This window comes from Soehngenia longivitae, from assembly GCF_004684055.1.
In the GTDB taxonomy this organism is placed as follows: Bacteria; Bacillota; Clostridia; order Tissierellales; family Tissierellaceae; genus Soehngenia; species Soehngenia longivitae.
Genome location: NZ_SRIB01000006.1, coordinates 113,413 through 128,205 on the forward strand (window position 1 = coordinate 113,413; position 14,793 = coordinate 128,205).

General features: G+C 29.5%; 10 protein-coding genes. 9 read left to right on the forward strand and 1 reads right to left on the reverse strand.

The genetic code is table 11. The features are described from left to right. The first annotated feature begins 5 nt into the window (after positions 1–5). The 5 genes from pheT (at position 6) to argS (ending at position 9,555) form a co-directional block, all read left to right on the forward strand. Positions 6–2,399 (forward strand): phenylalanine--tRNA ligase subunit beta, encoded by a 2,394-nt coding sequence (gene pheT / locus E4100_RS05550; RefSeq protein ID WP_135271050.1) that lies wholly within the window; start codon positions 6–8, stop codon positions 2,397–2,399. Positions 2,400–2,450: 51 nt separating this feature from the next. Beyond that, positions 2,451–2,993 (forward strand): cell division protein ZapA, encoded by a 543-nt coding sequence (locus E4100_RS05555; protein ID WP_135271051.1) that lies wholly within the window; start codon positions 2,451–2,453, stop codon positions 2,991–2,993. A gap of 10 nt (positions 2,994–3,003) precedes the next feature. Continuing rightward, a complete protein-coding gene (locus E4100_RS05560; protein ID WP_135271052.1) occupies positions 3,004–5,388 on the forward strand; it encodes a U32 family peptidase in 2,385 nt (794 codons plus the stop codon). 11 nt (positions 5,389–5,399) lie between these two features. After that, positions 5,400–7,781: an endonuclease MutS2 gene (locus E4100_RS05565; RefSeq protein ID WP_135271053.1), complete on the forward strand. Its 2,382-nt coding sequence runs from the start codon at positions 5,400–5,402 to the stop codon at positions 7,779–7,781. A 73-nt stretch (positions 7,782–7,854) separates the two neighbouring features. Continuing rightward, positions 7,855–9,555 carry an arginine--tRNA ligase gene (gene argS / locus E4100_RS05570; protein ID WP_135271054.1) on the forward strand — a complete coding sequence of 567 codons (1,701 nt, stop codon included), beginning with the start codon at positions 7,855–7,857 and terminating at the stop codon, positions 9,553–9,555. A gap of 7 nt (positions 9,556–9,562) precedes the next feature. Here argS and E4100_RS05575 read toward each other — a convergent pair whose 3' ends face one another. Further along, on the reverse strand, positions 9,563–9,778 hold the full coding sequence (locus E4100_RS05575) for a hypothetical protein (RefSeq protein WP_135271055.1): 216 nt from the start codon (positions 9,776–9,778) through the stop codon (positions 9,563–9,565). A 107-nt stretch (positions 9,779–9,885) separates the two neighbouring features. Here E4100_RS05575 and E4100_RS05580 point away from each other — a divergent pair, with 107 nt between their 5' ends. The 4 genes from E4100_RS05580 to E4100_RS05595 are packed head-to-tail and all read left to right on the forward strand — an operon-like array spanning position 9,886 to position 14,438. Further along, positions 9,886–11,622, forward strand: a complete 1,737-nt coding sequence (locus E4100_RS05580) for a B12-binding domain-containing radical SAM protein (protein WP_135271056.1) — start codon at positions 9,886–9,888, stop codon at positions 11,620–11,622. Positions 11,623–11,634: 12 nt separating this feature from the next. Beyond that, a complete protein-coding gene (locus tag E4100_RS05585) occupies positions 11,635–12,375 on the forward strand; it encodes a hypothetical protein (protein WP_135271057.1) in 741 nt (246 codons plus the stop codon). 12 nt (positions 12,376–12,387) lie between these two features. Further along, the gene (locus tag E4100_RS05590; RefSeq protein WP_167792087.1) at positions 12,388–13,539 is read left to right on the forward strand and encodes a tetratricopeptide repeat protein; all 1,152 of its coding nucleotides are present in this window, start codon (positions 12,388–12,390) and stop codon (positions 13,537–13,539) included. After that, positions 13,536–14,438: a bifunctional enoyl-CoA hydratase/phosphate acetyltransferase gene (locus tag E4100_RS05595; RefSeq protein WP_135271059.1), complete on the forward strand. Its 903-nt coding sequence runs from the start codon at positions 13,536–13,538 to the stop codon at positions 14,436–14,438. The genes E4100_RS05590 and E4100_RS05595 overlap by 4 nt, the downstream gene beginning before the upstream one ends. The last annotated feature ends 355 nt before the right edge of the window (positions 14,439–14,793 follow it).

Below are 14,793 nucleotides of genomic sequence, written 5' to 3' on the forward strand. Positions count from 1 at the left end.
ATAATATGCTTTTACCGATTAAATGGCTTAAAAAATATGTTGATATTGAATTATCATCTAAAGAAATTGCAGATGGGCTTACATACTCTGGATCTCATGTAGAATCGATAATAAAACCAAATAAAGGAATTTCTGGAGTAGTAGTTGGGAAAATTGAAAAAATAGATGAACACCCAAATGCTGATAAATTAAGAATTTGCAAAGTGAATCTAGGAAAAGAAGTTTTGACAATTGTTACTGGTGCACAAAATGTATCTGTGGAAGATTTAGTGCCTGTGGCAAAAGTAGGAGCACGTCTACCAAATGGAAAAGAGATCAGTGAAGCTGATTTTAGAGGGGTTGTTTCGCAAGGGATGTTATGTTCTTTAAGAGAATTAGGCTATGAAGATAATGTCATACCTAAGGAAGCTAAAGATGGTATATTTATAATAAATGATGATGTAGAGCTCGGGTTAGATATAGTAAAGGCTTTATCCTTGGATGATGAAGTAATCGAATTTGAAATAACACCAAATAGACCGGATTGTCTTAGCATATATGGCATGGCAAGAGAGTCCGCTGCAACATTTAATGTAGATTTAAAAGATATAGATATTCAAATCAATAATCAAGTTGATGACATTAAAGACTTGATCAATGGTATCGATGTAGCTACACAAAAATGTCATAGATATTATGCAAAAGCTATAAAAGATGTAGAAATCAAACCATCTCCATTATGGCTCAAGACATCATTGATGAATTCTGGAGTAAGGCCAATAAACAACATTGTAGATGTTACTAATTATGTTATGCTTGAATTAGGACAGCCACTACATGCATTTGATATCGATAAAATTGATGGTAGAAAGATAGTAATAAGGCAAGCTACAGATCATGAAAAACTGACTACATTAGATGGTGTAGAGAGGGTATTAACACGAGAAGATATTGTGATCGCAGATGAATATAAAGCGATTGGGATAGCTGGAGTTATGGGGGGATCTAACACTGAAATAACTCAGTCAACTAAGTTGGTAGTTCTCGAAGGCGCAAATTTTGAACCAAAAAATGTAAGACTTACTGCAAAAAGGTTAGGTTTGAGAACAGAAGCTTCGACAAGATTTGAAAAAGGGATTGACGAAAATTTATGTAAATTTGCGGTAGATAGAGCATGTCAACTCATTGAATTAATTGGTGCCGGTAAAATATTAAATGGCAATTATGATATTATGAAGTTTATCCCAGAGAAGACTAATATCAAACTAAGAATGAGCAGAATAGAAAAATTATTAGGAGCAAAAATCGAAAAAGCTGAAGTGATAAATTATTTAAATAGGCTAAAATTCGAAACGAGTTTTTTAGATGAAGATATTTTAAACGTAGTAGTACCTACATTTAGAAGAGATGTAAAAGTAGAAGCTGATTTGATAGAAGAAGTAGGAAGGCTTTATGGGTTTCATAATATTGAAGCAAAACCATTATTTGGGAAACTTACAAGAGGGGGCAGACCTGAAGACAAAGAATTGCAAAATTATATAAAAGACATATTATGGGGCCTTGGATTTAATGAAGCAATGACATATTCTTTTATTAGCCCAAGAGCATTTGATAAGTTGAACCTTCCTTCCAATCATGAGTTTAGAAACTATATCCGCTTAATGAATCCTCTTGGCGAAGATTATAGTGTTATGAGAACTACACTGACACCTAATATGCTTGACTTGTTAAATAAAAATAATAATAGAGGCATAGAGAGCATGCGAGTGTATGAAATTGGGAATGTATTCTTGCCAAATTCTAGTAGAGATTCCTTGCCAGAAGAGAAAGCTATGATATGCATAGGAATGTATGGAGATAAAGATTTTTATTTTCTAAAAGACGTGATTGAAATTCTATTAGAAAGGCTTGGGATAAAAGATATTGAGTATATCAGAGAATCAAATAATCCGATTTATCATCCAGGTAGAACTGCCAAAATGATTAAAAATAGCAAATCATTGGGCGTATTTGGCGAGATTCATCCTGATATAATGAAAAATTATGATTTTGATAAAAGGGTATATATTGCAGAATTGGATTTTAATTGTCTTTTTGAATTTATAAACTTAGATAGAAAATACACTGAATTACCTAGATATCCATCAATAGTTAGAGATATAGCGATTGTCGTTGATGAAGATATTACAGTTGGTGATATTGAAGAAGTTATTAATTCAAATGGTAGAGAGCTGATTGAGAGTATTGAATTATTCGATATTTACAGAGGAAATCAAATTGATTCAGGTAAGAAAAGCCTTGCATTCTCTATCAGATATAGATCAAGCGAAAAGACATTAAAAGACGAAGAAGTAAATCAAATTCAGAAAAAAATTATAGATGACTTGAGAGAAAAATTCCAAGCACGGCTAAGGAGTTGACAGGGTAGAAAATTTCTACCCTGTTTTAATAAAATTTTAGGGGGAATAGTTATGACGGATTATAAAAAGATAAATGTATTAATAGATGGTCGTAACTTTACAATTATTGGAACAGAAGATGAAAGATATGTCAGAGAATTAGCGGAGTATGTTGATGTTAATATAAAAAAACTTTCTAATAGGAATGAAAAATTAAGTCCTGCTATGGCAGCTACATTGGCAGCTTTGAATATTTCTGATGAATTGTTCAAAGCAAAGAATGAGCTTAAAGATTTGCAAAAAAAATCCAAAGAACCTCTAGAAAAATACGAAGGATTAAAAAAGGAAATTGAAGAATACAAGAAAACAATTGATGAACTAGAAAAGAAGAATATCGAACATAAAGATGAAGTGATTAAGACAAAAATGAATTTGGAAGAATTATATAAATCAGTAAATTTGTTAAAAGAGGAGTTAGAAGAAAAGAATAATAAAATAAAAGATTTACAAAAAGAAGTTGAAGAATATAAAGAGAAAAACTTTAAAGCCCAGGTTGAATTAGTAGAATTGAAAAAACAATTAACTGAATTGCAAAGCTTAAGTAAAAAGAAGTGAGGAATATAAAATGCAGGGAAACAAGTTAGAGCTACTAGCTCCGGCAGGGAGCATGATTGCTTTAAAAGCAGCCATAAGCAATGGTGCTGATGCGGTATATATAGGTGGGAAAAGTTTTAGTGCGCGAAAATACGCTTCAAACTTCACGGATGAAGAAATAATACAAGCTATTCAATACGTACATTTAAGAAATAAAAAGATATATGTTACAGTAAACACATTAATTGATGAAAAAGAAATTCCCGAAGCTATTAACTTTGTAAATTTTTTATATATTAATGGAGTAGATGCAGTAATAATCCAAGATATAGGTTTATGTCAATTAGTATCGGAAAATTTTCCAGATTTAGCCATACATGCTAGTACCCAAATGACCATAAACAACTTAGAAGGATTTAAATTATTAGAAGAAATGGGAGTTAAGAGAGTAGTAGTCGCTAGAGAAATGCCACTAGAAGAGATCAAGAGAATAAGAAACAATGTTAATATTGAAATAGAAGCTTTCATACATGGTGCACTTTGTTTTTCATATTCTGGACAATGCCTAATGAGTAGCTTGATAGGTGGAAGAAGTGGAAACAGAGGAGCTTGTGCCCAACCTTGCAGAAAAAAATATTGTATCTACAGCTCAGAAAAAAAGGTTGAATCAGATGCTAACTACTATTTAAGTACAAGAGATCTAAACACAATTGATTATTTAGAAGAACTTATAGAGGCTGGGGTTACATCTTTTAAGATAGAAGGTAGAATGAAGAGACCTGAGTATGTAGCCATTGCATGTTCTGTGTATAGAAAAAGCTTGGATGGAGAATTAATTAATGATGATGATAAAAAGAACTTATATGAAATATTCAACAGGAAATTCACAAAAGGCATTATGTTAGGAGATTATGGGGCTAAACTGATGGCTATAGATAGACCTAATAATAGAGGAGTAGTCATTGGGAAAGTAATTGAAACAAATAATAATAATAAGGTAAAAGTTAAATTGCTTGATAAAATAAGTATTGGGGATGGACTTGAATTTTTAAATATCAAAGGAGAAACTGTAGGATTTATATCTAAGTCTGATGGTTGTGTAAATGATATAATTGAGTTCGATATAAAAAACATAAAGAATAAATCTAATGTCATCAGAACTTCTAATAAAAAACTAATCAATAAGGCTATTAAAAGCTATGAAGTAGAGAGTAAAATCCCAATATCTTTCATCGCAAAATTGAAAACAGGTAAAAAAGCGACATTAGAATTGAATTTTGATAATAATAAGATTGAAGTAGTTTCTAAAGAAATAATAGAAGAAGCAAAAAATATTCCATTAAATTATCAGATAGTAGAAAAACAACTATCTAAACTAGGGAATACACCATTTTACTTAGAAAATTTAGAATGCGAAATAGACGATGATGCATTTTTAGACATTAAACTCATCAATGAAATGAGAAGAGAAGCTATTGGGAAAATACTAAATAAAATTACTAATATACAAAGCAGGAAAGAAATAAATTTAAAAGAAACTTTGGCGGAAGCGAAACCACATATTAAAAAGAAATCTAAAGCTAAAATAGAAGTAAAAATTAGTTCGCAAAGACAATTTGATGAAATTGATTTTTCTAAAATAAACAGAATAATCTTTGATTTTAAAGAAAATATTGAGGAAAATTTACTTACAGCTAAGAGAAACAATGTAGAAACGTTTCTCTCAACAGGCATCGTAGTGTATGAAAGTGAAATTGAGGATTTCAATAATACAATAGATGAGTTTAATGATTTACTAGATGGGATTGCAGTTTCAAATCTAGGAATGCTTTACCATATTCTTAACAATTTTGACAAAAAAATATTAGCTGACATAGGATTAAATATTTTTAATTCATATTCAGCAAATTTGTTGATAAATAAAGGGATAGACACGGTAATTCTTTCACCAGAATTGAATTTAAATCAGATTAAATACATGTCAAATAAAATAGAAGGCAATTTAAGCTATGCCGTATACGGTTACTTGCCAGCGATGATTGCTAGAAATTGTCCGTTTGCTACGGTTAAGGGATGCGTTGATGAAAAGAATTGTGTTAATTGCACTTATAGAAGTGGTTATTATTTAAAAGACGAAAAAGGATATTTTTTCCGCGTTCAAAAAAACAATAACCATAGCGTTATTTATAATTCCATGCCGCTTATGATATTAGAAGAAATTGAAGAACTTAATAGAGCAGGAATAGAGTGGTTTAGATTGAATTTTACATTTGAGGAAAATATAGATGAGATAATCGATATTTATTATGAATTTATGAATGAGAAAATAACGAAAAAAGAAGTTAGCAATTTTGTAGAAAATTTCAAAAAGAAACAGCAGATAACAAAAGGACATATAAATAGAGGTATATTGTAGGGGTGAATTGCTTGAATGATAAAAGCTTAAGAGTACTAGAGTATGAAAAAATAATAAATAAATTAAAAGAACAATGTATAACTTTTTTGGGTAAAAATTTATCTGATAATTTGTCGCCAAATACTGACTTGATTAAAATTCAAGAAATGCTTGATGAAACAGAAGAAGCATATAAAATGATATTACGGATAGGTAGACCACCCTTATCTGAGATTGAACAAGTTGATGATTATTTAAAAAGGGCGATGATTGGGGGTTCTTTAACACCGTATGGGCTAATTCAAATATCTAGAGTGTTAAAAGTTTCAAGAGAGTTAAAGACATATATTCTCTCACAAAAAGAAAACCTTAAAACTGAATTCACTATTTTTGAAGAATTAGCAAATCAAATAACAGTGTTAAAAATTCTTGAAGATAAAATTGGGAATGCAATTTTAAGCGAGGATGAAATATCTGATAATGCGAGTGTTAAACTTAGAGACATAAGAAGAAAAATCAGAGCCAAAAATGATAGTATTAAAGATAAACTTAATAGTATACTCAATAGTCTCTCAAATAAAAAATATTTACAAGATAATATCGTGACAATTAGGGATGGAAGATATGTTATACCTGTAAAAGCTGAAAACAAATCAAGTGTTGCAGGAATCGTACATGACGTATCATCTAGTGGAGCTACTACTTTTATTGAGCCTTTAGCAGTTGTAGAACTCAATAATGAAATAAGGGAATTGGAAATTGAGGAACAGAAGGAAATTGAACGAGTGCTCATGGAATTATCACAATTTGTATCACAAAGTGTAGATCTTATAAAAATAAATCAAGACACAATTGCATATTTAGATTTTATATTTGCCAAAGCAAAATTAGCTATTGATTTAGATGCTTCAAAACCAGAACTTAATAAAAATGGGTATTTAAATTTCAAAAAGGCAAGGCACCCGTTATTAGAAGGAAATGTAGTTCCTATTGATGTATATATTGGAGATGAGTTTAAAACTTTAGTTATCACTGGACCGAATACAGGAGGTAAAACAGTAACTTTAAAAACCGTAGGCTTACTTACGTTGATGGGGCAATCAGGTCTTTTTATACCAGCGTCAGAGAATTCGAATCTAGCAGTATTTGATTATGTTGCTGCGGATATTGGAGATGAGCAAAGTATTGAACAGAATTTGTCTACTTTTTCATCTCATATGAAAAATATTGTGCAAATATTAAATGAGGTAAAGGATAATTCACTTGTTTTATTTGATGAATTAGGTGCGGGAACAGATCCAGTTGAAGGCGCTGCTCTTGCAATGGCTATTTTAAATGAGTTAAGAAGTAAAGAAATAAGAACGATTGCGACTACACATTATAGTCAGTTGAAAATATATGCGCTGACTACTGAAAAGGTAAAAAATGCTTCTATGGAATTTGATGTCGAAACTTTAAGCCCAACATATAAGCTTCTCATAGGATTACCAGGGAAATCAAATGCTTTTGAAATTTCTAAAAGGCTTGGATTATCTGATAATATTGTTGAAAATGCCAAAGAATTAATGTCAAAGGAAAACATTGAATTTGAAGAAGTTTTAAAATCAATTGATCAGGATAGAAAGATAATAGAATCTGAAAAAATAGAAATTGAAAATTTGAAAAAAGCTTTAAAGAGAATGGAAAAAGAGTTGCTATTAGAAAGGAAGAAGATGCTTGATGAAAAAGAAAAAATAATCATCGAAGCTAAGCAAAATGCTTTAAAAGTTTTAGATGATGCGAACAAACAAGCAGATGATTTAGTAAGACAAATAAGAGAGATCTTCTTTGAATTAGATAGAGAAAAACAAAACAAAATTACAGAAGTAAAAAAAGATTTATCTTCAAAAATCGATAGACTGGAACAACAAATAATCGAAGCAAACAAAAACGTGAAACATACAAAATCAATAAAAAAAGTTAAAATTGGGCAGACAATCAAAGTCAACAATATTAACCAGATAGGTACTGTACTTACTCTTCCTGATGAAAAGGGAAATCTAGATGTACAAGTTGGAATTATGAAAATTAATGTAAATATTTCGGAATTATCAAGTACTGATGATGATATAATTAATGATCAAAAATCACAAAAAAGGTTAGATAAAAAAACCTTAACAAAGGCTAAAAATATCAAAAAGGAATTAGATTTACGAGGATACGACATAGAAAATGCCATTATGGAAATAGACAAATATTTAGATGATGCTTACTTAGCTGGACTTAATGAGGTTTTAATCATTCATGGAAAAGGTACAGGTGTACTTAGAGAAGGAATAAGATCTTATTTGAATAAAAATAAACATGTTGAGAGTATAAGATATGGAGAATACAATGAAGGTGGGGATGGGGTTACAGTAGTTAAACTTAAATAATCATTGTAATTATCAAAATATTGATATATTATTGATAATATAACTTTAACAAATACCAAAAGGAGGAATTTACTTGATAGATTTTAAAGAAGAACTTATTAGTCTACTCAAGCAGAATATAGATAGCTTAACACATGAGGAGATAGGAAAATTAATTGAAATACCACCATCTTATGATATGGGAGATTTTGCATTCCCTGTATTTAAACTTGCAAAAGAATATAAAAAAGCGCCTAATATAATCGCAAAAGAATTAGAAAGCAAATTGGCTAACAATGTAAATTTTGAAAGAATCGAAGCTGTAGGACCTTATTTGAACTTTTTTATCAATAAAGAAAAACTAGCTTCTGAAGTCTTAAATGAAATAAAAGAAAAGAAAGATAAATATGGTTCAACTAATGTAGGAGAAGGGAAAAAAGTTATTGTAGAATTTTCATCTCCTAATATTGCGAAACCATTTCACATTGGACATATAAGATCAACTGTCATAGGGAATTCATTATCTAAAATATATAAATTTTTAGGATTTGATGTTGTCACAATAAACCATTTAGGCGATTATGGAACACAATTTGGTATGCTTATATCTGCATACAAAAGATGGGGCGACAAAGAAATTATTGAGAAAGATCCAATAAGAGAATTATTGAAACTTTACGTTAGATTCAACTCTGAAGCAGAGAACAATCCTGAATTGATGGAAGAAGCAAGACACTGGTTTAAAAAGCTTGAAGACAAAGATGAAGAGGCACTGAATCTTTGGAAATGGATACGAGATATTAGTTTAAAGGAGTTTAATAGAGTATATGATCTATTAAATATTAAATTTGATTCATATGCGGGTGAAAGTTTTTATTCTGATAAAATGCCGGCAGTTGTTGAAGAAATGAAAGAGAAGGGGTTATTAAAAGAATCAGAAGGTGCACTCATCGTAGATTTAGAACCTTATGGAATGCCACCTGCCTTGATAATGAAGAAAGACGGTTCTACATTATATACAACAAGAGATATTGCTGCAGCAATATATAGAAAAGAACATTATGATTTTTATAAAAATATCTATGTGGTTGCATCTCAGCAAAATTTGCATTTTAAAGCATGGATTAAGATACTTGAGCTTATGGGATACGAATGGGCCCGTGATTGCATACATGTTCCCTTTGGAATGGTAAGTTTAGAAGAAGGAACTTTGTCCACTCGTAAAGGAAGAGTTGTATTTTTAGAAGATGTATTGAATACAGCTATAGAAAGAACTAAAGAAGTAATAGAAGAAAGAAATCCTAATCTTCCAAATAAAGAAGAAGTAGCTAAACAAGTGGGTATAGGAGCCGTAGTGTTTCAAGAGCTATTCAATCAAAGGATTAAAGACTATACTTTTAGCTGGGAAAGGACTCTAAGTTTTGAAGGGGAGACAGGACCATATGTACAATATACTCATGCGAGAGCAAATTCTTTGTTGGAAAAAGGCAATTATGACCAATCATACGAAATATCATATAAGGATTTAACTAAAGAAGAAGAAACTAATATTTTAAGGAACCTATATGGATTTTCAGAGGTAATTATAGATTCAATGGAAAAAAATGAACCATATTTTATAACAAGACATATATTAGAACTAGCTAAATTATTTAATAAATATTATAATTCTACTTCTATTATAGTTGAAGACGAGAAACTAAAACAAACTAGATTATCTCTTGTCTACGCAGTTAAGACGGCAATTAAAACTGGATTATCACTACTTGGAATTGAAGCGCCAAATAAGATGTAGACCTTATCTAATTAGATAAGGTCTCTTCCATTAAGTAATCTAAAAATTCTTGAGGGCTTGATTCTGATAAAGTGGCTAACTGATTTAATATATTATTTCTCAAACTTAAAAAATCTTCTATATGAGTGCTTTCTCCAGTATATTTTAGAGCTTCGAGAATTAATAACATATCATCTTTGGAGATCTCCTGGATTGATATTTTGTCAAATTCAAATTGTTTCATTATTTGTCCCCTTTCATAGCTTTATATTTATTATATTATATCTTTTATTGTAATTATTCAACAGAAGAATATGCTTAACAAATTATAAGAATATTTCGAGGTGCAATATGTCAATATTATTAACAACACTTAATTCAAAATTTATTCATACAAATCTTGCAATAAGATATTTAAAGAAATATGTAGAAGATATCGAGAAAATTGATATTATTGAATTTACTATAAATCAAACAACTGAAGAAATAGCAAGGAAAATATTTATTTTAAGTCCAGATATGGTTGGCTTTTCAACATATATATGGAATCTAGAGCAAACGCTCGATGTTTGTAAACGCTTAAAAATAGTAAATCCAAACATGAAAATATTATTAGGTGGACCAGAAGTATCATTTGATAGTAAAAAATTGATGGAAGAAAATGCCTTTATTGACTACATTATATGTGAAGAAGGAGAGGAAACTTTTAAAGAACTATTACTTGGGTTTAATCTTTATAATATAGATGGATTAGTATTTAGAGATGATGGTAAGATCATAGAAAATAAGAAAAGAAAGCCAATTGAGAACCTTGATTCCATTCCATCTCCTTATATAGGAAGTGATGAAGACTTTTCTGGTAAAATTGTTTATTATGAAGCTTCCAGGGGTTGCCCTTTTACTTGTGATTTTTGTCTTTCTTCTGGGAAAAGAGTAAGATTTTTTTCAGTGGAAAGAGTTTTGGAAGATATAGATTATTTAGTAAAAAAAGATGTAAAACAGATAAAATTTGTTGACAGAACATTTAATGCTAATAAAAAATTTGCAAAAGATATTATCGATCATATCATTCAGTTAAATCCAAATGATATAAATTTTCATTTTGAATTAACAGCAAGGCTGCTTGATTTTGAGCAGATTGAATATTTAAAGAATGTAAAGGAAGGTTTATTTCAATTTGAAATTGGGGTACAATCTACAAATGAAAAAACACTCAAGGAAATTAGTAGAAATGAAGATTATGAGAAGGTGAAAAATGTTTCATTAATGATTAAAGAGGGGGGAAATATTCATCAGCATCTAGATTTGATAATCGGACTGCCTTATGAAGATTATATGACTTTCTCAAAGTCGTTTGATGATTTATATCATATACATCCTGATAAACTTCAACTTGGGTTTCTAAAATTGTTGAAGGGTTCAAAACTTAGATTAAATCAGGAGTTACATGGATATGTTTACTTGGATAAACCACCGTATGAGATATTGTATAATAATTATATTTCATATTCTGATATAGTAAAGTTAAAGTTCATAGAAGAAGTTGTGGAAAAATACTACAATGAAGGGTATTTTATAAATTCTATAGAATATTTGATAAAAGTTGAATTTTCTAGGCCATTTGAGTTTTTTGAAGATTTTTCTAAATATCTGTTTTCAGTTGATTTTTTCAATACATCTCACAGCAAAAAATCATTATATCATTATCTTAATAAGTACTATAAATACAAGAACTTTGACAATTATGAAATATTAGTGGATATAATGAAATTTGATTACTTGTATTCAAAAGTGGATAATATTTTACCTGACTTTATGCAAACTTCATCAAAAATAGAATCTAACGAATTTCATTCTATATTGAAGAATTCTAATATTATAAATAAAATGAAATATCACTCTCCTGAACAACCAACAAAAGAGATATTAAAAGATGTAAACATATGCAAGTTTAATTATGATATTTTAGAAATAATAAAAAACCCAAAAAAAGAGTATAACCAGGACGAAAGAATTATAATTTTTGAATATAATAAAAAAGGGGTATTAAATAAATCGAATGTTTTAGACATTATAAAAATAATATGAGGAGAGATGTCAATGGAATTGATAAAAGATATAATAGGCGTAAACAAACAAACTTTCGTAAAAACTTTAAATTCGATTAAAAGTCACTGGGAAGCACTTTTAATTGTTTTAGTATATTTGTTAATCAGTCAGATAATGTTACCACTTGTGTCAAATATTTTTAGTGGCGCGTTGAGTATTATTTCAGGAATATTGATGGCTTTGATAGAAGCAGCATTGATTTCAAGTTTTCTTTTTGTGTTGAACAACATCGTTCAGTATAATAGATTTAGATGGAAAGATGTAATTGAAGGATTAAACTACTATTTATGGAAAGTTTATGGAATTTTATTTATATTTTTCATTGTGAACTTTATTTTATCATCAACACTTAATTTGATTGGTAATATTGGATATTTGCTTAGTTTGATTTTTCAGCTATTTATAATATTTGCATTAAATCCTCTGCCTGAAACTATATATTTAAAGAATTATGATTCTAGAGATTCGATTTTATATTGTATAGAATTTATTAAAGAAAATTTTTTAAACTGGTTTGTCCCAAATATAGTATTTGGAGCATGTTTATTTTTTATATTTAATATTTCAAATACAAATTTACTTGCAATAAGTGTTTCGAATTTTATACCTTTTATATTAGAACTGCTACTCATAAGTGTATTATTATCATTTTTTATGATCTATAGAGGGCACTTATTTAAATTTTTAAGTACATCAACTAGAAGAAAAAGGCAATTCATGAATAAATTTTAGGAGAGAATGCTCATGAAAGAGATAGACGATTTATTAATAAAATACGCTAAAGAAGTTTCGTTTTTACAACTAAAAGAAGGAAAAAATATTGAAATATCAGGATTTAGAATTGGCGATAATATACCTTTGCCAATAGTAACAGATAAGTTCATTGAAGATTTAAAAAACGAAGATTTGTTGAATAACATCCCATTAGAGAGAATAATTGAAGGAATGGCAGTTATAGTAGGAGCAGATGCTAAATTTAAATTTAATGAATATTATGTAACTTTTTTGAAATCTATATATAAAACTTCAACTAAATATATATTTATGAAAGGCTTATCATATTTTGATAATGAACAATATGAATTAAGCACATTGTATTTTAGAACTTTAACAATGATTTCGGGAAACAATGAATATAAATTTTATTATGCATTAAGCATTGAAGCCATTGGAAAAGGATTTATAGAAAAGGAAAACATCGAAAAAGGGAATAAATTCATAATTGAATCTAAAAACATTTTAGAAGACATAATATCGGAAGATAATAGCTATTACCCAGCTTATTATAAGTTGGGTTTCTACTATTTACATTTTAATGAATTAATCAAAGCTAAATTGACATGGGAAAAAGCTCTTGTATTAGAAGCTGATGAAAATAGCAAAGATGAAATAAGAGCTGAATTGGAAAAGATAGAGAAAGACTACACAATAGAGATGGCACTATGGCAGATGAAGAACATGAACTATGAAAAAGCTATTGATGAGTTAAACAAACTTATCGGCAAAGGTAAAGATGATTTTTATATTGATTATTTATTGGGTGTAGCATACAGTGGTTATGGGAATCTAGAATTAGCCAAACATTTTTTGACACTAGCACTAGATAAAAACAAAGATTATTCTGATGTTTATAATGAGCTAGGCATAGTTTACTTTAACGAAGGAGACATTAAAAAGGCAATTGAAATTTTCACGGAAGGGATAAAAATAGCTAATGACGATTATAGACTTTATTTTAACAGAGGCTTAGGCTATTTAAATATTGATGAAATACTCAAGGGATATAATGACATAAAACTAGCAAATGAGCTCAATCCAAGTGACGAAAATATATTAAATCAATTAAAAGCTATTGAAAACTTTGTATCAGATAACAATGGGAGGGAAAGAAATTGATAAAAACTATTGATGAGCTGTACAAATTAAAGGGTAGATCCAAAAAGATGGCAGTTGTTGCGTGTCAGGATCGTGAAGTTTTAGAAGCTGTAATAGAGAGTTACAAAATGGGATTAACTACACCGATATTAATTGGGGATAAAGAAAGAACTTATGAGATTTCAAAATCATATGGCTTAGATATATCAGAGTTCCAATTCATTGAAGAAACAGATCTTAATAAAGCTAGTGAAATTGGAGTAAAGTTAGCACATGATGGCGAAGCTGATTTTCTCATGAAAGGGTTAGTAGATACATCAATATTGTTAAAAGCAGTATTGAATAAAGAATGGGGAATAAGAAAATTTAAGTTATTAAGTCATGTTATGATTTATCAAGTAGATACATATCATAAGCTTCTTTTTTTAACTGATGGAGGTATGAATCTACAACCTAATTTAGAAGAAAAGATTAATATTATAAATAATGCTGCAGTGGTTGCGAGAGCATTAGACTTAAAAGAGATAAAAGTAGCGGTACTAGCAGCTAAAGAAAAGGTCGATCCTAAGATGCCAGCAACAATAGATGCAGCTAAATTAAGAGAAATGTATTTAGAGGGGCAATTCGATAAAGATATAATCATTGATGGACCATTTGCATTAGATTTAGCAGTTTCAAAAACAGCTTGTGAAATAAAGGGGATAAAAAGTGAGGTTGGAGGAGATGCTGATGTGCTGTTAGTACCAAATATTGAGATGGGTAATGGGATTGGCAAAGCAATAACTTATTTAGCAAACGGAGAATCTGCAGGTATAATAGTTGGCGCAAAAGTACCTATAGTTCTAACCTCAAGAGCTGATGATAATAGAACAAAGTTAAATTCAATTGCGTTAGGTAACGCAATTGCAATAAATGCTTAAAAATAAGATTAACTCCAATAAATTTTAAGATTTTTTAATGACAATTAATATTGACTTTACTACTCATAAGTGCTAATATATATAGAGTCAACAGCATAATTAAATGCTAATGAGGATTTTACAAAAACTTTAAAAAAATTTAAAAAAGCTATTGACACAGGATATTGAAAGATGTTATACTAACAAAGTCGCTGAAAGAGCGGCAACGAACCAAGAAAACTAAACAGTGTGAAACTTTGAATAAACTACAAAGTTAATTTTTAAAAAGAAACAAAAATAAGTAATTGAGCTAAATCAAACTATTAAATGAGAGTTTGATCCTGGCTCAGGACGAACGCTGGCGGCGTGCCTAACA